The sequence below is a fragment of the Butyricimonas hominis genome (assembly GCF_014287455.1).
Lineage (GTDB): Bacteria > Bacteroidota > Bacteroidia > Bacteroidales > Marinifilaceae > Butyricimonas > Butyricimonas muris.
This window is the reverse complement of record NZ_JACOOH010000003.1, coordinates 61,290-84,190: the sequence shown is the minus strand read 5'-3', so window position 1 is coordinate 84,190 and position 22,901 is coordinate 61,290. Positions and strand designations below refer to the sequence as shown.

The window sequence follows — 22,901 nt, the reverse complement described above, 5'->3', positions numbered from 1 at the left end:
ATATTTATTATTTAAAAAAGTATGAGAAACAAAACGATTTATTTACTGGTTATCGTTCTGTTGCTGCCTTGTGTCGGGATGGCGAGGAAGAAGAGAGAGGACAAGAAAGCGAAGGAGGATACCCCTTACGAGCGGCTTTTCAAGGATAAGGCCGTCGAAACGATGAAAGGGCTTATCACGATTCACCGGGTGGACGAGAAGGTATATTTCGAGATTCCTTTCGGGGTGTTCGGGCGGGAGATGCTGTTGGGATCGACGATCACGGAGATCACGAGCAACCTGTTCGGGAGCGTGGGAGAGAAGCCTTTTGAACCCCTGCACGTGGTTTTCATGCAGGACGATTCGGCAAAGGTGAGTTTGCGGCAGGTGAACGCGATTCACTCGACAAGCACGGAGCGGTACCGGCAGCGAATCAAGGAGAGTACGGTGCCCGGAATTATCGAGAGCTTCGAGGTTAGTGCTTACTCGCCGGACAGCACGGCGGTGGTGATCGACGTCACCCGTTTCCTGATGAGCGACAAGGAGGAGCTGGGGCCGTTCACGCCGTGGATGCCGATACTGTCGATGAGCCGGGATATGAAGATGGAGAAACAGTTTAAAAACCAGCAATCCCGTATTGGGACGGCGAAGGCGTTTGATGATAATTTCAGCGTGCAGTCTTCCCTGACTTACGAGATGTCCGTGCGGGACAACCGGTTTTATTATTTATACAAGTTGCCGTTCACGGTAGTGATGACGCGGAGTTTTGTGCTTCTGCCCGAAGAGCCTATGCGCCCCCGGTTTGCCGATCCCCGTATCGGGATATTTATCGGCGGCAGATACGCTTATGACGAGGGAGAGAAGACGAGAATTAATTACCATATCAACCGCTGGCGCTTGGAACCCAAGGACGAGGCGGCGTATCGGCGGGGGGAACTGGTGGAACCCGTGAAGCCGATCGTTTTTCACGTGGACAACGCGTTCCCCGAGAGCTGGAAAAAGCACGTGCGCGAGGGCGTGGAAGAATGGCAGGCGGCTTTCGAGCGCATCGGTTTCAAGAACGCGATTATTGCCGTTGACTTCCCGACCGATGATCCGGAGTTTGATCCCGATAACCTGAAATATTCCTGCGTGCGCTATTCTCCCTCGCCCGTGGCGAATGCCATGGGTCCCTCGTGGACGGATCCCCGGAGCGGGGAGATTATACAGGCGAATATTTCGGTCTACCATAATCTGATACAACTGGTGCGTGACTGGCGATTCCTGCAAACGTCGCCTGCCGATCCCGCTGCGCGGAAGGTGGAGATGGACGAGGAGATGCTGGGAGATTGTATCCGTTACGTGATTTCCCACGAGGTGGGGCACACGCTGGGATTCATGCATAATATGGCGGCTTCGGCGGCTGTGCCGACGGATTCGCTTCGTTCTCCTTCATATACCCGGACATACGGCACGACGATGTCTATCATGGATTACGCCCGTAATAATTACGTGGCTCAACCCGGTGACGCGGAGCGCGGCGTGAGGGTGACCCCGCCTGCGCTGGGGGTGTATGACTATTTCCTGATCCGGTGGGCGTACACGCCCCTGTTGGACGCGAAGAGTTCGCGGGAGGAAGTACCCGTGCTGGACAAGTGGATTTCCGAACGTTCCGGCGACCCCGTGTACCGCTATGGTAAGCAACAGTTCTACGGTTACCTCGATCCCTCGTCGTTCGAGGAAGATCTGGGGGACGATGCCGTGAAGTCTGCCACTTACGGGGTGAAGAATCTGAAATACGTGTTGGCGAACCTGCACGAGTGGACGGGAGAGGACGACAAGGATTTCTCGTTCCGCCGGAATATGTATAACGAGCTACTGTACCAGTATATCCGCTATATGAACCACGTGTTGGTGAACGTGGGCGGGATACACGTGAACGAACGTTACGACGGCGACGGTCTGCCTTACTTCTCTATCGTGCCGAAGGAGAAACAGCGGCGGGCGCTCCGTTTTATGCTGGAACAGACGCGGGATGCGGGGTGGGTGGACGATAAGGATTTCCAAGCCCGTATGCCGATCATGGGAACGTACGCGCAGGTGTTGCAGGATATTGCCCTGAAAGCGATTTTCAACCGGGCGGCTCTCGTGGCGTTCGGCGCGAAATACACGGGGGAGGAGAGTCCTTATACCGCCGAGGAGTATTTCGAGGACATACACGGGTTCGTGTTCGCTCCCACGCGGGAGGGCAAAGAATTGTCCGGCGCAGAGAAGAAGTTGCAAATGGCTCTGCTGTCGGAACTGATTTCCGGTTCGGGAGTCGAGAGCGGTAAGATCGGGGGCGGCGGGAACGTGGGAATCAGTGATGCCTACCGGATAGCGGTGCCCCGTGAGATCGCGGAGAAGAGTCGCGCCGCGTACGGTTTGGTGGGAGAGTTCGACACGGAGATGACACGTGCCCGTTGGCTGCGGCAGGCGGAAACATGTCCTTCCGCCAAGGTGCGGGGATTCGGCTGGCGGGTGGAATTGCCAATCATGAATTACCCCATGGAGCCGCTTTATCTCTCGACGTTGAAGAAGACTCACGCGCTGTTGAAGAGTAAGGCTGATACAGGCTCGGATGCCAACCGGCGTCACTACGCGCTGTTACTTCACAAGGTGGAACAGGCACTAGGACAATAACATGTAAAACGAGTAATTATGAAGAATATAATATATATACTGTTTCTTCTTTCGTTGCTGCTGCCCGCTTCCGCGGAAGCCGATGCGTCGGGACGTAAAAAGAAAAAGGATAGGAAAGGCGGGGAACCGGAGAATGTCGAACTCTCGACTCCTTACAGCGAATTGTTCAAGGGCAAGAAGGTGAAGACCGCCAAAGGATTGATGACTATACACCGGGCGGACAAGAAAATATACGTGGAGTTCCCGCTCCGCCTGCTGGATAAAGATATGCTCTACGCTTCGGTTATCCGGGGTATTACCGATAACGGCGAGGGTGCCGTGGGCGAGTTCGTGGGCGGCGATAATGCCTTGCGTTTCACGCGACGGGATTCGGTGTTGCAAGCCCGGATTACGGTGCAGGTGGACTACCCGCCGTTGCGGGCGTTCAACAGTAGCGGTGACGGGGCGATAGACAAGGCTTTGGAGAAGGCTTCGCGACCGGGTATCTTCGGGACGTACAAGATAGAGGCATGGACGCCGGACAGTACGGCGGTGGTGGTGGATATGACGTCGTTGTTCACGAATTATTCGGCGTACACGACTCCTTTTGCCGCTTACGCACCGAACGCCATGTTCGGTTTCGTTTCCCGGAAGCACGATATCCGCGAGGAGCGGACGACGCTGAAGGATGTCGTCGCTTTTGACAATAATGTCACGGTTACTTGCGAGCAAGGGTTTAACGTGGATTATTTCATGATGGGATTCCCGATGGCAAAGGACGTGAAAGTGACGGTGACGAGCGACAAGATTCTGATGTTGCTGCCGGAGGAACCGATGATGCCCCGCTTGGCGGATTACCGCGTGGGGGTACGTCCTTTCATGCAGGCGGATTTTAGCGACCCGCTACGAGGACTGGAACGCGTGTTCTACACGCGGCGGTGGCGACTGGAACCGACGGACAAGGCTGCCCACGAGAGAGGTGAGGCGGTGGAACCCGTGAAACCGATCGTTATTTACATGGACACGCTTATGCCCGCCGCGTGGGCGAAATATATAAAAGAGGGACTGGAGGAGTGGAATACTGCTTTCGAGAAAATAGGGTTCAGGAACGTGGTGCAGGTACGGGATTTCCCGCGGGATGACGCGGGGTTCAATCCTTTTGACGTGAATCATTCCGTGATTCTTTATTCTCCCGTGTTATGGTACTCGGCAATGACGAATCAACTCACGGATCCGCGCACGGGCGAGATATTGAGTATGTCGATCTGTATACCGGACAACTTCACGAATATGTTGTACAATGACCGCGTGTTGATGACAATGAATGCCGATCCTTCCGTGCGGCGGGCGAAGCTGAGCGAGGAACAGATGGGGGAGTTGATTCGCGCGAATATGGCGAACTGCATGGGGTGGAACTTGGGCTTGTTCCTGAACGCTTCCGCTTCCGCGGCTTACCCGGTGGATTCGCTGCGTTCCCCTTCGTTCACGCGGGAACACGGGTTGAGCCCTTCGATTATGGACGTTGTACCCTGCAACTATATCGCTCAACCGGGTGATGCCGAACGCGGCGTGCGGATGACGGCGAAAGGGGTAGGACCGTACGACGACTTTACCATCCAATGGCTGTACAAGCCGATAGCGGGGGCGAATGTGCCCGCGGATGAGAAAGCGACGCTCGACAGCTGGATCAAGGAGTCGCGCGCGAATCCTGCCTGCCGTTATCACTTGTTCGACGACTGGGGGGCTTTCGATCCTCTGGTGGCGGTCTACGACTTGGGGGACGATCCGGTGAAAGCCTTCGAGTATCACGTGGCTAACGTGAAGGGTTCTTTAAAGAACTTCTTCGAGTGGTACCGGGAAGACGACCGCGATATGGTTGTCCGTCAAGGGATATACGAGGGGTTGTGCTCCGTGTTGGGTGCGAATCGGTTGCCGCAGTTGGCGACTTACGTGGGAGGTATCGTGATGAATGCGGCGAATGCTGACGAGGGGATCAGGCAATACGAGTTTCTACCGAAGAAACAGCAACGGGAAATGGTGCAATATCTGTTGAACTTCTCCCGTGACCTCGATTGGTTGGAAGACCTCGATTTGCTCCGGCAACTGGGTCCGGGACGTATGCCCATGAAAGAGGCGATGCGGGCAACCGTGCTGGACGTGTTGTTCTCCCGCTACGATCGGTTGAAATGGTGCGCCGCCAAATCGGACGATGCCTATAAACCGAGCGAGTTGTTGGATGATATCTACCGTTTCGTGTGGGAAGGTACGCTGAAGAACCGCTCCTTGACGAAAGAGGAAATGGGATTCCAGACTTCTTATCTGGCGATGATATTGCAATCTTCTACCGTGGGGGAGTCGGCTTCCGCGTTACAGGTGTCCGCCCGGCGGGACGGTGTTGCTGATTTCAGCCCCGCGAACTTATACTTTATTAATCGCGGAATCACGGAAGCGAGAAATCCCCAATCTTACAATGCCTCTTTCGACCTGCCGTGGTGGGTGAGAGTCCCCGGTAATCCCGATGCCCACGAGTTCTACGGCATGGTGCTTCGCGTGCAGGGATTGCTGAATAAAGCGGTGGTGACGAGCACGGGCGATACGAAGTTGCATTACGAGTATCTGCTCCACAAAATCAAGAAGTCGTTGGAAAAGAAATGAGTTCATTTAACGAGAATATTATGAAACGAAACAAGATAGTATACCTGTTTATCATCGTGTTCCTGCTTCCCGCTTCCGGGTTCGCCAGAAAGAAAAAGAAGGACTCGAAGGAGGACGGGAAAACGGAGAGCCGTTACGAACAGTTGTTCAAGGATAAGGCTCGCGAAACGAAACGGGGGCTGATAACTCTCCACAAAATGGAAGGAAAGATATATTTCGAGATACCGACGGCGGTGATGGGACGGGAGATGTTGCTGGGTTCGACGATCGCCGCTTCCACCGATAATCTGCTGGGCGGGGTGGGTGAGCGCACGCATACCCCGTTGCGGGTGGTGTTCACGCTGAAGGATTCCAACAAGGTGAGTTTGGGCGAGATACAGACCGTGTACACCACGACCGACGATAATCTCCGGGAACGGATGCGGCGCGGTAATTTGCCTGCGGTAATCAAGAATTTCGAGGTGCAGGCATGGTCGCCGGACAGCACGGGAGTGGTGATTGACATGACGGATTTCCTCGTGAGCGACAATGAAATGCTTCCGCCGTTCTTCCCGTGGTCGCCGGTGGTGTCGATGACGGAAGGACGGCTTGACAAGAATTTCATACAGGAAGGGTCGCAGGTGTTGGAAATAAAAGCCTTTGAAGATAACGTCAGCGTGCAGTCGCGACTGGCTTACCGGGTGACGGCGGAAACCTTTATGGGAACTTATTGCAAGAACAAGCCGATAACTAATGTTCTAACCCGCAACTTTATCCTCTTGCCCGAGGATGCGGCTCGTCCCCGTTATGCCGATCCCCGCATCGGGGTATTCTTTGACGGGAAATACGATATCGGTCACCCGAGAAAGAATATCGACGTGTTCTATCACGCCAACCGCTGGCGTCTTGAGCCGAAAGACGAGGAGGCTTACCGTCGGGGCGAGTTGGTGGAACCGGTGAAACCGATCGTGTTCTACGTGGACGACGCGTTCCCCGCGAGTTGGTTGCCTTATATACGTCAGGGAGTGCTCACGTGGAACGAGGCTTTCGAGAGGATTGGCTTTAAAAACGTGATGCAGGTGCGGGATTTCCCGTCCGATGATCCGGATTTCGACCCGGAGAACTTGAAATACTCCTGTATCCGCTATTCCCCTTCCGTGGTGGCGAACGCCATGGGACCGTCGTGGACGGATCCCCGCACGGGCGAGATTATCAACGCTTCGGTCTACGTGTATCACAATCTGGTGGCGATGGTACAGGACTGGCGTTTCCTGCACACGGCTCCCGCCGACCCGTCGGTGCGCAAGGTGAAGCTGGACGAGGAAACTTTCGGCGATTGTATGCGTTACGTGATTGCCCACGAGGTGGGACACTGCCTCGGTTTGATGCACAATATGTCCGCATCGGCGGCAATACCCACCGATTCGCTGCGTTCACCGTCCTTCACCCGGAAGTATGGAACCACGCACTCGATTATGGATTACGCCCGTAACAATTACGTGGCGCAGCCGGGCGATGCCGAGAGGGGAGTGCGTATGACGCCGCCTAATCTCGGGCTTTACGATTATTACGTGATCGAGTGGTTGTACAAACCTCTGCTCGACATTCCCGCGGCGAAAGACGAGATACCCGTGCTTGACCGCTTTATTTCGGAACGTTCCGGTGATCCCGTTTATCGCTATGGCAAGCAACAGTTCTGGAACGTGTTAGACCCCAGTTCCATAGAGGAAGACTTGGGCGACGACCCGGTGAAGTCCGCCACCTATGGCGTGAAAAATTTGAAATACCTCTTGGCGAATCTCAACACGTGGGTCGCGCACGAGGATAAAGACTATAAGTTTCGTACCAATATGCTGAACGAGGCTCGTTTCCAGTTCTTCAGGTATTGCGTCCACGTGCTGAGAAATATCGGTGGATTCTATTTTAACGAGATATACGAGGGGGACGAATTGCCCGCTTACAGTGTGGTGTCCCGCGAAAGGCAGAAAGAGGCTTTGCGCTTCCTGCTGGAACAGATGAAGGACGTGGCATGGTTGGATAACGTGCCCGGTTTGCCGCCGGGGCGTGACGTGGGAGCGGAGATTCAAGAGGAGATGATGCGGGGATTGCTTCGTGCGGGTCCGGTGGTGGCGATCAACGAGAAGCTGACCACGGATAGTAAACCTTTCACCCGTGATGAGTACATGAATGATATATACGCCTTTGTCATGGCACCGACCATGCAGAATAAGGTGCTGACGAAGAGTGAACGTTCCTTTTTGCAGGAGTTCGTGAACAGCTTGATCGAGGAAACCGGGGTCAACAGAAAGGACATGGGAGCGGAGCCTTTCCGTTTCCGTTCGGGGGTGTCGGTATGTGTGCCGGAGAGTATAAAGGCGAAAAGCCGCGAACGTTACGGCGTGCTGGGGCATGACGTGTTGGGGGTTTTCTCGAATGCGGAGTATCTACCGATAAACGCGGCGGGAGAGGTGTCCGGGTTTGGCGAAGTCAATCTCTGGTATCGTCCCTATCCCTCGGAACCGGCATGTTTCAAGATGTTGCAACGGGTGTACACTCTTGTCAAAAGCAAACAGAACACGGGGAGTGCCGAAATGCAACGGTATTATAAACTTATGGCCCGTCAGATCGGGAATATCCTCGATAATTGAACGTGTAAAAATTGAATACTATGAGAAGAATAATCTATATACTGCTTCTTCTTTCTCTCGCCGCGGGTGTCAATGATTCCTTTGCCGCCGGACGGAAAAAGAAAGACAAGAGGAAAAAAGAGCTTACTGCCTACGAGAAGGTGTTTGACGGGAAGAAGGTGCAGACCGCCCGCGGGCTGATGACTTTGCACAAGATAGACGATAAAGTGTACGTGGAATTTCCTCTCGCCCTGCTCGGCAAAGAGATGCTTTTCACGTCGACGATAGAGGGAATCAGCGACAGCGGCGAGAGTGCCGTGGGGGAGTTCTCCGGTCAAGGTGTGCCCGTTCGTTTCACCCGTGCGGACTCCGTGCTGCAAGCCCGTCTGGTGGTGTTGGGCGACCTGTTGAACCTGTCGGGTGATGCGTCGGTTGACCCGGCAATCGCACGCTCCGGTATGCCGGGCGTGTACGGTAATTACAAGATAGAAGCGTTTACTCCCGACGGTGCGGCGATGCTGGTGGATATGAGTTCGCTTTTCATGACGCATAGCATTTACACGACTCCTTTCGCCGACTATGCCGGAAACTCTTTCTACGGGTTCGTGATGCGGAACCATAAGTTTCAGGAGGAACGCACTTCCTTGCACAGCGTGAAAGCGTACGCGAATAACGTGGTTGCCACGTGTGACTTGGGGTATGATGTGGATCATATCTTCTTCGGTATGTTCCTCATGGCGAAGGATATGAAAGTTTCCGTGCTGGCGAACCGGATTCTGATGCTGTTGCCGGAACAACCGATGATGCCCCGTCTTGCCGATTACCGGGTAGGTACGGAAGTGCTTCGGGCTTCCGCGCTCAATGCCTCGATGGAAGAGGTGAAACCGATTCACCTCGCTTACCGTTGGCGTTTGGAGCCGTCCGATCCCGTGGCGTATCACCGGGGTGAACTCGTGCGGCCGTTGAAACCGATCGTGTTCTACATGGATACCCTTATCCCCGAGGCGTACCGTCCGCACGTGGCGGCGGGAGTGCTGGAATGGAACAAGGCTTTCGAGGCTATCGGGTTCCGGGACGCCATACAGGTGAAGGATTACCCGCGGGATGAACCCGGTTTTGACCTTGCCGACGTGAGTCATTCCACGATATTATTTTCCCCGGTGAAGATGTACGAGGTGAAAAGCCAGATGTATTCGGATCCCCGCACGGGTGAGATATTGTCGGCTTCCATTTTTATTCCCGTGGGGTATGATCCCGGCTTTTCATATAAGGCCTACACGCTGGCGGCAGACCCGCGGGTGCGGGAACAGTATTTGCCCGTGGAGATTTACGGGGAACAGATCAGAAACGACGTGGCGAGGGAGATGGGAAAATGTCTGGGGTTTGCCGAGAATCAGCTTGCCTCGTCCGCTTATCCCGTGGATTCCTTGCGTTCGCCTTCTTTTACCCGTGAATACGGTTTGAGTCCCTCGATTATGGACCGCGTGCCTGCAAACTATATCGCCCGACCGGGGGATATGGAGCGGGGGGTGGCTCTGGTGCAGCATGGTATCGGGGGATATGACTATTTCCTCGTGAAGTGGTTGTATCGTCCCGTTCCCGGGGCGGTTACACCGCGGGAGGAAACTGCCGTGCTAGACCGCTGGGTGGCGGAATCGAGAAGTAATCCTTATTTCCGTTTCGGGCGTTTCGTGTGGGGGATGCACCGTCCGGTCAACGATCCGCGAATGCAGGCTTTCGACTTGGGCGACGATCCGGTGAAGGCGTTTCGCTATCGCCTTGACAATATAAAATATATCATGGAGAATTACGGGAGCCTCACGTGGGAGGACGACAAGGAAATGACCGCCCGTGTCAATTTCCGTAACGTGCTCACGAATGCGGTATCCGCGGAACTTAACCGGATGCTTTCACACGTGGGCGGTGTGTATATCAACGAGGTACACGCCGACGAGGATATTCCCGCGTATACCGTTGTCCCGAGGGAACAACAGCGTGCTATCGTGCGCTACGCCTTGGAACTGGCGAAGAGTTTCGACTGGATGGACGACGTGGCTTACATGGAACGTTATAATATCGGCATGGGAAACCTGCCCGGTGAAGAGATGTACTTGACGATACTGGGCGGATTGCTCGGGAAGGTGGGCGATTTACGGCTTTGTGCCGCGAAATCCGATGATGCCTACACGCCCGATGAATTGATGGACGACCTCTATACTTATATCTGGGACGGTACGATCGGGAAACGGGCGTTGGACGAGGACGAGCGTTTTATGCAAAGGGCTTTCGTGGCGGGTATCATGGCTACTTCTGCCGTGGCGGAATCCGCTTCCGCTTTCGAGAAACCCGAACGCCGGATGCCTTTCATTGCTGACACGAAACTCGTGTCATGGTCGCCCGATACCCGTTCCCTGCACCGCGAGGAACAGCGTCTGGCGGCAGCCCGCCTATCCGGTACTGCACCATACAGCGGTTTTGACGGGCATTACGCCGTGGTAAAGGGCTACAATGCGGCTCCTGAATTTTACAGTATGCTGTTGCGTGTACGGGACTTGTTGAAACAGAACCTCGCCTCTTCGTCCGGTGATACCCGCGAGCATTACGAGTATCTGCTGTACAGGATAGGGAAGGCGTTGAGTAAAAAATGAATCTAAAAGAGAATATTATGAAACAAACCTCGATAATCATAGTGTTGGTTGTTTTGTTGTTACCGGTTCTGGCGGAAGCGCAGGGCAGAAAGGGGAAGAAAACCAAACGCGACGTCAATAGCGAGATGCCCGCACTTCCCAAGGAATCGGCTTACGACAACCTGTTCAAGGATAAAGCCTGCGAAACCGTGAAGGGGCTGATGACGCTTCATAAGACGGACGGGCGTGTCTATTTTGAAATTCCGCTCGACCTGCTGGGAAGGGAGATGCTGATCGGTTCCACGATAGCGGAAACTACCAGCCATTACTTCGGCAGCGTGGGAGAGAAGCCGCACGAGCCGTTGCACGTGGTATTTACCCGTACCGATTCGTTAATCAACCTGCTGGAAGCGAATGCACTGCACATCACGGGCAACGAGCGGATGCGTAAAAACGTGGATAAAAACGCCTATCCCGCCGTGTTGAACAACTTCGAGATCAAAGCGTGGTCACCCGACAGCACGGCGATTGTCATAGACATGACCGATTACCTGTCTGGCGGGGAGAACGAGGCGCTTGATCCCTTTTCCCCGTGGATGCCTATTTTATGGCAATACGGTGGCGGGGAGGAAGGACAACTTGAAAAAGAATTTAAACGGGAGTTTACCCGAATCGGGCGGATCGCGGCGTACGAGAATAACGTCAGCGTGCAGACATCACTGACTTATGACGTGAGCGTGCAGGCGCAGCAATGGTACTGGATATACAAGATGCCTTTTACCGCCTTGATGACCAGAACATTCCTGCTGTTGCCGGAAACTCCCGCGCGTGCCCGGTTGGCAGATCCGCGTATCGGGGTATTTTTCGGGGGAAAATACCTGTACGAAGAGGACGAGAGGGGCGTGGAAGTACGTTACCATACCCATCGTTGGCGACTGGAACCCAAGGATTTGACGGCATTCCGACAAGGACGCCTCACGGAGCCGGTACAACCTATCGTTTTCTACGTGGACGATGCTTTCCCGGAAAGCTGGAAACCTCACGTGAAGGCGGGTATCGAGGAATGGCAGGCTGCCTTCGAGAAAATAGGCTTTAAAAATGCTATCGTGGCACGGGATTTTCCCGCTGATGATCCGGCTTTCGACCCGGAGAACCTCGCTTATTCCTGCGTGCGTTATTCCCCCTCTCCGGTGGCGAACGCCATGGGACCTTCGTGGACAGATCCCCGGAGCGGGGAGATATTGCAGGCGAACGTTTCCGTGTACCACAATATGGTGCGCCTCGTGCAGGATTGGCGTTTCATACAGACGGCTCCCGCCGACCCGTCGGTGCGGGGTGTGAATCTTGACGAGAAAACACTCGGGGACTGTATCCGTTACGTGATCGCCCACGAGATAGGGCATTGCCTCGGTTTGATGCACAATATGTCCGCGTCGGCGGCTATTCCGACCGATTCGTTACGCTCGCCCTCGTTCACGCGGAAGCATGGAACCACACATTCGATCATGGATTACGCCCGCTTTAATTACGTGGCGCAACCGGGGGATGCTGCCCGCGGGGTACGGATGACTCCGCCCGAACTGGGACTGTACGATTATTACGTTATTCGCTGGTTGTATACCCCGCTACCGGACGCAGTGACTTCCCATGACGAGGTGCCTGTACTCGATAGTTGGATCAGCGAACGTTCCGGCGATCCGGTTTATCGTTACGGTAAACAGCAATTCTACGCTCATCATGATCCCTCGTCCTTTGAAGAGGATTTGGGGGACGATGCCGTGAAATCGGCAACCTACGGGGTAAAAAACCTGCGCTACCTGCTTGCTAACTTGAATGATTGGACACGTGACGACGATCCGGATTTTTCGTTCCGTGAACGGGTGTACAACGAGATTGTCAGCCAGTACGTGCGTTACCTGAATCACGTGGTGGCAAACATCGGCGGCATTTATCTCAACGAACGTTACGAGGGGGACAAACTGCCTCATCAGGCTTTCGTGTCGAGAGAGAAACAGAAACGTGCCGTTCGTTTCCTGCTCAACCAAGTGAAAGAAGTGCAATGGCTCGATAGTCCCGCGTTCCAGAAGGAGATGCCTCTCATGGGAATGGTTTCCCGCGAATTGGAAGATAAAATCATCGCTGCCGTTCTGGGACGTCTGGCTCCCGTGTCTTACAACGCCGATAAAGCCCCGGCGAAACTGGCTTACACGCCGGACGCGTACATGAATGATATTTACGATTTCGTATTCACGCCGACCATACAGGGACGCACGCTCTCGGCAACTGAGAAAAAGTTGCAGTTAGCCTTGCTTTCCCGTGTAATCGGCGGGGCAAACGTGGAGAAAACATCCGCTAGCCGGGGAGGTTTCCGTATGCTGATTGATGTGCCGGAAGCGGTAAAAGCGAAAAGCATAGCCTATTACGGGGATCTTGCTAATCTGTCCCGTCCGCTCGCCGAACGACAGGGATTCAGCTATTACGTTGACATAGATCCCAAACAAGCCGATATGGCTCCCTATTATTACGATTTAATGAAACGTGCCCGCCAACTGTTGCAGGGAAAAGCCTCTTCCGGTTCTGCGGATACACAGCAGCATTATAAATTTCTTCTCCATAAACTGGAGCAAGCCATGAGGTGATGAGTTTTCCCTTGTTCCTCTCCGTCGCCGTCGGAAACTTTCCGCGGCGGCGGGACAGGAGGGATTAGTGATTAATGATTTATGATTGTAAATTATATAAAATAAAAAAATTAAGCTTTTAGAGTAATACCAAACCTCGTTTCATGTATTTATTGTACGGATGAGCGTGAGATGTGGCATTGTAAGTGAAGCTAACTGTAATAAACAAACAAATTGTGACAAACGAGTAGTACGGGACAAGGGAAAAATTAGAGTCTGAATCAAAATATCTGTCGGCATTTATCCGGTAGATTTTGCAGGGAATAAGTACGGCGCTTTGCAACCGGACAGTTCCCCGGTACTGTCATTATGTCTTCAATTGATTGTTTACACTTTATGAAAAACTGAGAAGTTTAACAAGAATAAAGATGGTAAACCTTGAATCTATTTTACCGGGGATAAACGGCAAGGACGAAAGATGTTGGGAACAACTTTACAATTCTTGCTACGCTGCGATGTGCGTTTACGTCGAATCGATCGTTAAGGATATGGATTGTGCGAAAGATATCGTGCAGGATCTGTTGGTGAATCTCTGGCATTCCAATGTGCAATTCGCTTCCTCGAAAGAGTTAATGGGGTACCTGTACAAATCTCTGTATCACAATTCATTGTTATACATCCGCAACAAGAAGAAAAGAGCCGCCATACTGGATAAGATTGACAAAGAAAAAGAAGAGGAGGATTTTGCCGCGGATTTCCTTTTGGATACGGTACAGGAAGAAATAGTACGCCTGCTCTACATGCATATCGGTGATTTACCCCGAATGAGAAAACAGATTATCAAGTTGAGTATAAGCGGTTTTTCCGGTAAAGAGATTGCCGAGAAACTAGGTATCAGCGTTAACACGGTGAAAGTCCAAAAGAACAAAAGCATCAAATATCTTCGTGATCGCCTTATGCATCGCGGGAGAGAACTCGACCTTTGAAGAGCCGCGGCAAACAAAGTGTTAAATTTAAGATTTTTCTAACGATTCGTTTGGAAAATGAAAAATAATGTTATATATTTACAGTGAACGATGATAGAGATGAGGGAAGAGAGTTTGGTTTGAGTTAGTAACTTTAAAATGAAGACGGAATGAAAGCTAAATGGAATCAAATGGTAATCGTAGCCCTTCTACTAGTTGTAATCACGAGCATCGTCGTATACACTTGGATAGGGATAGCAGAGATCATTCATTATTTTGATCATCTGGCGTACGAGTCCTTCACTACCGTGAGAATACTCGGTTTGTGACGGGGAACAAGGAACAACCGGTACACGATCCGGTAGACATGGTACTTAATTTTTCACAAGAGTGTCGATAACCCGATGATTATTGTTATTTTTGTAGGGACGGAAAATGAATAAAATAACAATTGATGACTTCTAAAATGATTCGGGTATTATCGCTGTTTTCTGGATGCGGGGGAATGGATTTGGGACTGGAAGGCGGATTTTCAGTTCATAGAGATTGTATTAATCAAAAAATGAATCCCGACTTTATAGAAAAGAACGGACGGAACGGGTGGGTAAAGTTACAATCAACCCGTTTCCGGATTGTTTTCGCCAATGATATACTGAAGGAAGCCCGGACGGCGTGGACACGTCATTTTGCCAAATACGGTTATTCTGCGGAAGTGTACCGCCAAGAGAGTGTTGTAGACCTCGTGAAACGCCACCGCGCGGGGGAAAAGGTATTCCCCGAAAAGGTGGATGTCGTCACGGGAGGATTCCCTTGTCAGGATTTCAGTCTGGCGGGGAAACGAGGTGGATTCAATTCCCATAAAGACCATAGGGGAGAGGTTATCAACGGGGAGATCGCTTCGGAAGAAACCCGGGGAAAGTTGTACATGTGGATGAAAGAAGTGATCGAGATCACGAAGCCCAAAATATTTATAGCCGAGAACGTGAAAGGACTGGTAAACCTCGCGAACGCGAAAGAGATTATTCAACGCGATTTCGCGCGGGCGGATGGTGACGGGTATCTGGTATTGGAACCGAGGGTGTTGCATGCCGCCGATTACGGGGTGCCGCAATCCCGCGAACGCGTGATTTTTATCGGTATCCGTAAATCGGCATTGACTCCGGAGGCACGGGAGATTTTGTCGGGAGAAGTGATTCCGGCAGAATACTGTCCTTACCCTTTGCCGAGTCACGGTTATCGTGCCGCGGGAGAGGGGCTGATGCCCCCGCAGACTCTCGCGAATGTATTTGCCGGGTTGGAAGAACCGGAAGCGAGCGCGGATCCGTCGCAAATGTACTACTCCAAGGCAAAATTCTTGGGCAGGCATTGCCAAGGACAGATAGAGGTAGATCTCGAAAGTATCGCCCCAACTATCCGTTCCGAACATCATGGAAATATAGAATACCGCCGACTCTCGAAAGAGCATGGCGGAATCATTAACTCTGAGTTGATGGAGGGTTTGAAAGAGCGTCGATTGACTCCCCGCGAGTGCGCGTTGATACAGACCTTTCCCCCTGATTACGAGTTCGTCGTGCCTGACGGGGGAGGGGGTAAATACAAACTATCCCCCTCTTCGGCGTATAAAATCATCGGGAACGCTGTTCCCCCCTTGCTGGCATACCATATCGGGAAACGCGTGGAAAGCTTGTGGGATTTCTACTTCGGGAAGGAGCCGCTTGTTTAATTTTACAACTTCAACCGGAAGATATCGGAAACTTGTTTAAACCCCTGATGCTCGAAAAAGCGGTGGGCGGAGTGGTTATTCACTCCCGATTCGAGATAGCAATCCCGTATGCCTTTCGCTTTAAAGTTCTCCGTCGCTTCTTGCAGGAGTTGTTGACCGATACGTTTTCCCCTGTACGCGGGATCGACACTGAGGTCGAAAATCACACCGTAAGGAAACGCGCCGTCGTCCGTGATACCGAAGAGGACAAAACCGATAATATCTTCATCTTCCAAGTAGAGTAATAACGTGTTGGCGGGATCCGCGACTTGGCGGTCGAGGTATTTTAGCCACATTTCCTTGTAATCCGGAGCCAACTCGTTACTGTCGAGTGCGATACCCATTTGTAACTCACCATGTGAGATATAAGCCTTGTGATTCTCGATAATGCGGGAAAAAAATTCGCAAAGGCGTGTCCTGTAATCTGTGGAGTACGTTTTTATCATATACGATGTGTTTAGTTTCTTGATTTCTTACTTATACGTTTCTTTCTTAAATAATGGATAATTACCCGAATCAATACTTTCATGCTGAAATAGATTCCGATAGACGTGATTATCACGAGAAGCACGGCGGTAAATACGCCGAACTCCTTGGATATCATCGAGAACACGGGTGCTTCCCCGTTCCCTTCCAGCAACACGCCGAAAAGCGAGGCGATGGAGATAAAGAGAAGGATGTTCTTCGTGCTGTTCGCTTCTTTGAGGTCGGCGATATTGTTGGCGTTCGTGAGGGATTTGTCTACCCGCTCGGTAATTTCCTTTAATTGGCGTTCGTCATCCTCGATACGCAATCGACGGCTGGTTTCATGGTACATGTGCTTGTGTGACATGTAGCGAAGGTAACGCACCGAATCAAGTTGCAGGATGATATCCGACAGGCTGATACTCAAGCGGGCGTTTTGCTCGATCATGTCCAGAATCTTGTCGTTGATAATGGTGAAGCCCTGTTGTCCGTCTTTGGAGTCCGTCCTACTGTTTTCCCTGATGGCTTGACGGGAGTTGAAGATATATTTGTTGAGGACGTAATTGATCGTGTGTTTCTTTGCCAGCAGGATTTCGACCAACACGAGGTATTCCGGCCAACTGACGTGATAACGGTCCCGGCGGGCGAGATGCTTTTTCCAGTCGGTGGGAGCCTCTTTGCCCCGGTTGCCGTACGTGCCGACCACGAGGCTCATGGTTTCGTTCGCGAGCACGAGATCGTCCGTGTCGATGGCAATATTCTTGCCGCACACGTCCTCGAAACTGGAGTCCATGCGATACGGCCATTCTTCTGGGTAGAGCGTCATTAAACCCACGAGTTCCGCTTTGTGACATTGTTCGATGTGTTCGATGACCTGATCCTCTCGCATCTTGTCGAAACGGATACGACCGGAGTGACCAATGGATTCCCAGATGTCGAGGAATATGTAATTGTGATCACCGTATTCGAATTCTTTCTCTTCCTTAGGTTTGTCGTGGTCTTTACACGGTTGCCTGTCAAAGAAATAGCGGTAACGTCGTTGCACTTCCTCGAAGGTAATTCCCTTTGTCCTCACGGTTGTCGGGTGGAAGTTTGACCGTTCGTCCAGATGTAGATCACTGATGGTGACTATCTTCAAGGAACCGTCTATTTCCTGTCCTTTCAATTTCTTGTTGTACACCCAGTGTTCCACGTGCTGCACGATACCTGCCACGGCGATCAATTGATCGGTGTTGAAAGGAACATCCGTTTGACAGAATTTGGAACCGTTGATTCTTCCCGTTTTCGTCACGATAATGCGATAGGATATCTCTACCGTTTTGTTGAAAAAGACGGTAGCCCGCACGTGCACGTGTCCCCACAAGCGTGCGGGTGTCAATCCCCCGATATCGATACAGATATCAAAACCTTTCAAGCGATAGCGTTCGATCTTGGGACCCGTGCGCATTCGATCGTGGGGTGTACCCTCGTCCCACGGGTGGCGCGGGCAGGTATTGGTAAATAGTTGATTGTCAAAGTTTCCCTCGTTGTCCTTTTTAATAAAAGACTTGACTTCAGGCTTCTCCGAATCGGGAATTTCGATCCCGGGAGAGGTAAAGGTCTGGATCAAGATAATGGAAAACTCGTTATATACAAGTCCACATTCACATTGGTTGTAATTTTTCATAGCACCTAGGTTTCGTGCAAATGTAATTATTTCTTGTTGTTTGAAAAAATAATAATGACCGGGAGGGGGGATAGGATTAAATTTCTTAACTTTGTTAAGATATAATGATTTGATGTTGAATAAAATATATGAATATGATGCTAGGAGGTTTAATCGGAATATTTATTACCGTGATTTATATGGCTCTATTCGTCGGGTTTATTATCTTGGGTTGGAACGCGTATCTGGCTCTACGGATATATATCCGGAAAAATAGTGATACAGGAAATAAGACTGACGAATAATCGTCAGTCTTGTACCAGTTCTTGCACGAAAGGCGTTGCCGGGTGGTTTCGAATATTGTCGGGCGTGTCGAATTGTTCGACGTGTCCCTTGTTCATAACCATAACCCGTGTGCCGAGTTTTAACGCTTCTTTTATATCGTGAGTGATGAACACGATAGTAACTCCTAGTTGCTCGTGTATTCGAAGTATCTCGTTCTGAAGCATTTTGCGAGTGATTTCATCGACGGCACCGAACGGTTCATCCATGAGCAATATGTCCGGATTGGCGGCAAGGGCACGGGCTATGCCCACCCGTTGGCGTTGCCCGCCGGAGAGTTCCGACGGGTATCGGTCGAGCATTTCCTGTTCAAGTCCCACGACATCAATCAATCGTTCCACGGCACGGCGTGTTTTTTCCTTGTCCCGGTGATTTAACAGACCGGGGACATAGGCAATATTCTTACGGACAGTCATGTGGGGAAACAGTCCGATGCCCTGTATCACGTAACCGATGTTGCGGCGTAATAGAGTCTGGTCTTCTTTCGAGATATCCTTTCCGTCCACGTAAATAATCCCGAAAGTGGGAGATATCAACCCGTTGATTAGTTTCAGAACCGTGGTTTTCCCCGAACCGGAACTCCCGATAATGGTCAGAAATTCACCTCGTCGGATTTCCATGTTAAAGTCATTCAGTATCTCCCGTTCCCTGTATGACTTCGTGACGTGTTCAAAACGAATAGCTATATCATTTCCCATGGTTATCTTGTTTTAGCAGACCTTTCTTTTGCAGAAATTCGGCGGCAACTTCCCGTTCGGAACGATGTTTCACGTCCACCTCGTGGTTCATACCCGCCATTTCAGAATCGGTCAGTATACCTTTCATCTTTTCTAAAATACCTTCCAGTTCGGGATGTTCTTTCAGGGTTTCTTCCCGTACCACCGTGGCGCAATAATAGGAGGGGAAGAAATGTTTGTCATCATCCAGCACGGTTAGGTTGGCTCCACTCAATTGACCGTCGGTGGTGAATATGTTCATGACATCGATGTTGCCCGACTTGATAGCCTCGTATTTCAACCCGATATCCATATCCAGATTCTTTTTGAACTTTATGTCATAATAAGCGCAGAGGTCGGTGTAACCGTCGTTGATCTCGTAAAAGTCGTACTCCGCGCCGAAAATAAACCGATCGGGATAACGTGCCAGATCGGAGAAGGTTTTCAAGTGATATTTCTCCGCCGCGTCATTGCTGACAGCCAGACTATAAGCGTTGTTGAAGCCGTAGGGAGCCACCCATTTCAACCCGTACTCCCGCGAGTATTCTTTTTGCAGCTCGGCGTATAGCTTGTCCGGTGGCAGCAGGGTGTCTTTTTTCAGAATCACGAGCCATCCCGTACCCGTGTATTCCGGGTAAAGGTCGAAATCTCCCTTGACCATCGCCGGGTGAATGTTGCTCGTGCCGCCACCCACGCCTTTGGTAATCTTCACGTGAAGGTCGGAATTTTCTTCGATCAGCAGCGAGAGCATTTCCCCGAGAATGAATTGCTCGGTCATGGGCTTCGTGGCGATATGAATGGTATCTTTTTTCTGCCCGCATCCCCACGGTAACACGAGCCCGATAATCACCGCGAGTGAATAATATTTCATGTATCTTTTCATATTAGTTTACGTTTTCTTTTTATGTATTTTTCATAGCGTCCTACGCCCCAGTCCGCCAACAGGGCAAGCAGGGCGATGAGCAAACTTCCGGCAATGGTCATGGCGGAATTGTTCGTGGTGATACCCCGGTAGATGGCAACGCCCAATCCGCCCGCCCCGATAAAAGCGGCAATACCCGTGAGGGCAATCGTCATGACGACCATGTTGCGTATCCCTGACAAAATCACGGGGAATGCCAACGGTACTTGTATCTTGTAAAGTATCTGGAACGTGGTACTTCCCATGCCCCGTGCCGCCTCGATGATCTCCCGGTCGATACCCGTGATGCCCGTGTAAGTGTTATGTACCATGGGCAGGAGGGCGTATATCGAGAGAGCGATAATGGCTGTCGTGTTGCCGATGCCCGAGAACGGGATCAGAAACCCGAACAGGGCTATCGACGGTATCGTGTAAATAAAATTCGTGAGTCCCAGTACCGTGGACGAGCTTTTCCGGTAAAGGCTGATCAATATACCCAACCCCAACCCGATAATGGCGGCAACCGCGATGGATACCAGTGATATCTGGAGGTGTTCTCCCGTGAGGCTCAAGAAAAAACGCCAGCGCTCGACGTATAACGTGTAAATCTCTTTTATCATCCTGTTTTGTTTTTGTTATTAAAAATAGTAACCCACGTTCACGTTAAAACGTGCGTGCCACGAGTTACTTGCATCTCCGGCACTGAAACCGTCCCAATCGGGTCCCAGCCACCCGTGATTCTTGCCCATGGCGTAATCAACGTATATGATGACGGGATTACAGTCCAACATTCCCCCGGTGACATTCTGGAAACTGTCCTTGAAATCGTTGTTTTGTTTTTGCAGGCACCCGAAGTCGTTGTATACTTGTATTTTCTTTAGAAACTTGCGGTTTATGGGGAAAGTGTATCCGGCACTCAACATGTAGATGTTTGCTTTTGCGGCAACGAGGTAGGGTGCCCCGTAGGCGGTCATGGATATGACCTCATCGTCATCGTCCGCGGCGTTTTTAGGGTGCATGGCGTAGGTCGTTACTTGCGCTTTCAGGCTTACCTGTTGCCATAGCAGTTCGTAATGCAAAGCGAGAGCGTAGTGCGTGCCGTTCTTCCGTCTGTCGAGGTTGTAGAGTTGACCGAACTCTGCCGACGCTCCCAGTCGTTGCCGGGAGTTTTTCCCGAATTTATAGAATGCCTGCCCGTTAAACTGGTTTATCTCTTTGTTGCGTCCTGCCACGTCATAACCGTAACGGTCGTCCGAAGTTTCGTTGTCCGAGCCGAAAAGCAATTCATCGGCATTCTTGAAAAAGGCAAAAGCGAGATCCCAACGCTCGCTGGTGTGGAGATATTTGATACCCATGTCCGAATCATCTTCCAGACCGACATAATAGGCTATCTGCAAAAAGAAGTTATGGGAGGCTACGGGTTGTATCCCGAAAGGTACGCCTGTCAGACCGACTTGTATCTGGTTATTTGCGTTAAACCGGTAACCGATCCACCCGTATTTCAGCATGGGACCACCGAAATCCTTGCTGTAAAAGCGATAGTCGGCACTCAAAATAATATCACGGTAAGAACCCGTCAATTTGAGGTATAACACGTCAAACCCGAAATCCCCGCCCCGGTCACGATGTCCTGCTTTCCAGTCACAGAAATTGTAGTTAAAGCGTAAAGCCCCGCCTAATTTGAATTTCGGGAGTTCCCTTTCTTTTTCTTGTGCGGGAAGTGAAACCGCACTGAACAGTATCCATATTATCAGTAAGAGTTTTTTGTTTTTCATTACACCCATCTTTTATCGTTTTTGGTGTATAACGGAAATTAAGTGAATTAGGTTTGCTTAAAATTATACTTTGTTTGCATAGTACTCGTGAAGGTAACCAAACAGCAGAAAAGTAAAACCATTTTAGGGTATTCCCGTTAAAGGAACAAGAACAGGGAGGGAAATAATACAATTTATGACCTGTGACTTTAAGATAAAATAGAAGATTATGGATAAGAAATTTTTGAATTACACGGATTGGCAACAGACAGCTGACACGGTACACATGTACTTGCAAATGTTGGGTAAAGTGAAACTCGTGCGCTGCCACCAACGTCCGGAATGGGCACACGTGCGTTTATATCTCTCGATAGAAGGACTTTCCACGGGAATCATCCCCGGGGACGATTCTCCTTTTGAGATACAGGCTGACTTCATGAAACATATGATTATTTTCCGCAACGGGAACGGGAAAACGGTGCATTTTGATTTACACGACGGGCTTTCCGTGGCTGAATTTTATAAGCAGTTTATGAAATCACTGGAAGAGATTGGTTCCCCGACAACGATCAACGTGAGGGCGCAGGAATTTTACGATCCGGTAGATTTCGACAAGGACACGAAACACCACCATTACAACAGGGAAGCGGTACATTTGTGGCATCAGAACCACCTTTTCGCTCACGAGGCATTACGGGGCTTTCTGTCCCGTTTCCGGGGGAAAGTGGACGGTCCGGCGTACTATTTCGGTACTATGGATCTCACGGGTATCGTGTACAGTGGCGAATCGGCTCCTTTCGGTATGAACAAACCCATTTCCGATCATGCTTTCGACGAACGTTATTTCGAGTGCGGCTTCTGGCCGGGTGATCCGAATTATCCCCGTCCCGCTTTTTACGGCTTGCCTTACCCGTTTATCAGTGATTTGAGAGGTAACGATCATTTGATTCGTCCTGCTATGGCAATCTTCAAACCCGGTAAGAAAGAATTTTTCTTGACACTGGAAGATGCTTTGGCCTACGATGATCCCTTTGATGCCGTGCGGCAATTCCTGCAATCGAGCTTCGATATCATGCAGAAGATTCACCCGTGGCAACATTTGGACTGGATAACGACACCACTAACATACGCTAATTAGTTCTTTTCCCGAGGGAATCCTTTCTTGTAACGAGAAAAGATTGGTTTTGTTTGTTCCGGATTAAAAGTTTACCTTCGCGGAAAAGGTA

General features: G+C 51.0%; 16 protein-coding genes. 10 read left to right on the top strand and 6 right to left on the bottom strand.

Going from position 1 to position 22,901, the window contains the following annotated elements; all coding sequences use genetic code 11:
* Window positions 1–21: 21 nt before the first annotated feature.
* From H8S64_RS07315 to H8S64_RS07280, 8 genes are all read left to right on the top strand, one after another.
* On the top strand, window positions 22–2,640 hold the full coding sequence (locus tag H8S64_RS07315; RefSeq protein WP_186975562.1) for a zinc-dependent metalloprotease: 2,619 nt from the start codon (window positions 22–24) through the stop codon (window positions 2,638–2,640).
* A gap of 18 nt (window positions 2,641–2,658) precedes the next feature.
* Window positions 2,659–5,274: a zinc-dependent metalloprotease gene (locus H8S64_RS07310; protein WP_186975561.1), complete on the top strand. Its 2,616-nt coding sequence runs from the start codon at window positions 2,659–2,661 to the stop codon at window positions 5,272–5,274.
* A 20-nt stretch (window positions 5,275–5,294) separates the two neighbouring features.
* The gene (locus tag H8S64_RS07305; RefSeq protein WP_186975560.1) at window positions 5,295–7,901 is read left to right on the top strand and encodes a zinc-dependent metalloprotease; all 2,607 of its coding nucleotides are present in this window, start codon (window positions 5,295–5,297) and stop codon (window positions 7,899–7,901) included.
* Between the two features lie 20 nt (window positions 7,902–7,921).
* Window positions 7,922–10,528 carry a zinc-dependent metalloprotease gene (locus H8S64_RS07300; RefSeq protein ID WP_186975559.1) on the top strand — a complete coding sequence of 869 codons (2,607 nt, stop codon included), beginning with the start codon at window positions 7,922–7,924 and terminating at the stop codon, window positions 10,526–10,528.
* Between the two features lie 17 nt (window positions 10,529–10,545).
* Window positions 10,546–13,146 (top strand): zinc-dependent metalloprotease, encoded by a 2,601-nt coding sequence (locus H8S64_RS07295; protein WP_186975558.1) that lies wholly within the window; start codon window positions 10,546–10,548, stop codon window positions 13,144–13,146.
* Window positions 13,147–13,553: 407 nt separating this feature from the next.
* Window positions 13,554–14,111 (top strand): sigma-70 family RNA polymerase sigma factor, encoded by a 558-nt coding sequence (locus tag H8S64_RS07290; RefSeq protein ID WP_099292588.1) that lies wholly within the window; start codon window positions 13,554–13,556, stop codon window positions 14,109–14,111.
* A gap of 149 nt (window positions 14,112–14,260) precedes the next feature.
* A complete protein-coding gene (locus H8S64_RS07285) occupies window positions 14,261–14,419 on the top strand; it encodes a hypothetical protein (RefSeq protein ID WP_176555078.1) in 159 nt (52 codons plus the stop codon).
* Between the two features lie 125 nt (window positions 14,420–14,544).
* A complete protein-coding gene (locus H8S64_RS07280; RefSeq protein WP_186975557.1) occupies window positions 14,545–15,813 on the top strand; it encodes a DNA cytosine methyltransferase in 1,269 nt (422 codons plus the stop codon).
* Window positions 15,814–15,815: 2 nt separating this feature from the next.
* On the opposite strand, the gene H8S64_RS07275 is transcribed toward H8S64_RS07280, so the two are convergent.
* Together H8S64_RS07275 and H8S64_RS07270 are read right to left on the bottom strand one after the other, a co-directional pair.
* The gene (locus H8S64_RS07275) at window positions 15,816–16,298 is read right to left on the bottom strand and encodes a GNAT family N-acetyltransferase (protein WP_186975556.1); all 483 of its coding nucleotides are present in this window, start codon (window positions 16,296–16,298) and stop codon (window positions 15,816–15,818) included.
* Between the two features lie 11 nt (window positions 16,299–16,309).
* Window positions 16,310–17,983, bottom strand: coding sequence for a hypothetical protein (locus tag H8S64_RS07270; RefSeq protein WP_186975555.1), 1,674 nt, complete (start codon window positions 17,981–17,983; stop codon window positions 16,310–16,312).
* 134 nt (window positions 17,984–18,117) lie between these two features.
* Here H8S64_RS07270 and H8S64_RS07265 point away from each other — a divergent pair, with 134 nt between their 5' ends.
* Complete coding sequence (locus H8S64_RS07265; RefSeq protein WP_176555077.1) at window positions 18,118–18,267, top strand: hypothetical protein; 150 nt, start codon at window positions 18,118–18,120, stop codon at window positions 18,265–18,267.
* Window positions 18,268–18,270: 3 nt separating this feature from the next.
* Here H8S64_RS07265 and H8S64_RS07260 read toward each other — a convergent pair whose 3' ends face one another.
* Genes H8S64_RS07260 through H8S64_RS07245 form a run of 4 tightly spaced genes read right to left on the bottom strand, consistent with a single transcriptional unit; the run spans window position 18,271 to window position 21,696 of the window.
* Window positions 18,271–19,002 carry an ABC transporter ATP-binding protein gene (locus H8S64_RS07260; RefSeq protein WP_186975554.1) on the bottom strand — a complete coding sequence of 244 codons (732 nt, stop codon included), beginning with the start codon at window positions 19,000–19,002 and terminating at the stop codon, window positions 18,271–18,273.
* Window positions 18,992–19,903, bottom strand: a complete 912-nt coding sequence (locus H8S64_RS07255) for a glycine betaine ABC transporter substrate-binding protein (protein WP_255469465.1) — start codon at window positions 19,901–19,903, stop codon at window positions 18,992–18,994. The genes H8S64_RS07260 and H8S64_RS07255 overlap by 11 nt, the downstream gene beginning before the upstream one ends.
* Window positions 19,900–20,541, bottom strand: a complete 642-nt coding sequence (locus H8S64_RS07250) for an ABC transporter permease (protein WP_186975553.1) — start codon at window positions 20,539–20,541, stop codon at window positions 19,900–19,902. Before H8S64_RS07250 ends, H8S64_RS07255 begins: the two co-directional genes overlap by 4 nt.
* A gap of 18 nt (window positions 20,542–20,559) precedes the next feature.
* The gene (locus tag H8S64_RS07245; protein WP_222621157.1) at window positions 20,560–21,696 is read right to left on the bottom strand and encodes a putative porin; all 1,137 of its coding nucleotides are present in this window, start codon (window positions 21,694–21,696) and stop codon (window positions 20,560–20,562) included.
* Window positions 21,697–21,904: 208 nt separating this feature from the next.
* On the opposite strand from H8S64_RS07245, the gene H8S64_RS07240 reads away from it, so the two are divergent.
* Window positions 21,905–22,813 carry a DUF5996 family protein gene (locus H8S64_RS07240; protein WP_186975552.1) on the top strand — a complete coding sequence of 303 codons (909 nt, stop codon included), beginning with the start codon at window positions 21,905–21,907 and terminating at the stop codon, window positions 22,811–22,813.
* Window positions 22,814–22,901 lie beyond the last annotated feature (88 nt).

Excerpts from the sequence above, each read along its gene's own strand:
- H8S64_RS07315 (WP_186975562.1), top strand. The coding sequence starts at position 22 with ATGAGAAACAAAACGATTTATTTACTGGTTATCGTTCTGTTGCTGCCT.
- H8S64_RS07310 (WP_186975561.1), top strand. The coding sequence starts at position 2,659 with ATGAAGAATATAATATATATACTGTTTCTTCTTTCGTTGCTGCTGCCC.
- H8S64_RS07305 (WP_186975560.1), top strand. The coding sequence starts at position 5,295 with ATGAAACGAAACAAGATAGTATACCTGTTTATCATCGTGTTCCTGCTT.
- H8S64_RS07300 (WP_186975559.1), top strand. The coding sequence starts at position 7,922 with ATGAGAAGAATAATCTATATACTGCTTCTTCTTTCTCTCGCCGCGGGT.
- H8S64_RS07295 (WP_186975558.1), top strand. The coding sequence starts at position 10,546 with ATGAAACAAACCTCGATAATCATAGTGTTGGTTGTTTTGTTGTTACCG.
- H8S64_RS07290 (WP_099292588.1), top strand. The coding sequence starts at position 13,554 with ATGGTAAACCTTGAATCTATTTTACCGGGGATAAACGGCAAGGACGAA.
- H8S64_RS07285 (WP_176555078.1), top strand. The coding sequence starts at position 14,261 with ATGAAAGCTAAATGGAATCAAATGGTAATCGTAGCCCTTCTACTAGTT.
- H8S64_RS07280 (WP_186975557.1), top strand. The coding sequence starts at position 14,545 with ATGACTTCTAAAATGATTCGGGTATTATCGCTGTTTTCTGGATGCGGG.
- H8S64_RS07275 (WP_186975556.1), bottom strand. The coding sequence starts at position 16,298 with ATGATAAAAACGTACTCCACAGATTACAGGACACGCCTTTGCGAATTT.
- H8S64_RS07270 (WP_186975555.1), bottom strand. The coding sequence starts at position 17,983 with ATGAAAAATTACAACCAATGTGAATGTGGACTTGTATATAACGAGTTT.
- H8S64_RS07265 (WP_176555077.1), top strand. The coding sequence starts at position 18,118 with ATGATGCTAGGAGGTTTAATCGGAATATTTATTACCGTGATTTATATG.
- H8S64_RS07260 (WP_186975554.1), bottom strand. The coding sequence starts at position 19,002 with ATGGGAAATGATATAGCTATTCGTTTTGAACACGTCACGAAGTCATAC.
- H8S64_RS07255 (WP_255469465.1), bottom strand. The coding sequence starts at position 19,903 with ATGAAAAGATACATGAAATATTATTCACTCGCGGTGATTATCGGGCTC.
- H8S64_RS07250 (WP_186975553.1), bottom strand. The coding sequence starts at position 20,541 with ATGATAAAAGAGATTTACACGTTATACGTCGAGCGCTGGCGTTTTTTC.
- H8S64_RS07245 (WP_222621157.1), bottom strand. The coding sequence starts at position 21,696 with ATGAAAAACAAAAAACTCTTACTGATAATATGGATACTGTTCAGTGCG.
- H8S64_RS07240 (WP_186975552.1), top strand. The coding sequence starts at position 21,905 with ATGGATAAGAAATTTTTGAATTACACGGATTGGCAACAGACAGCTGAC.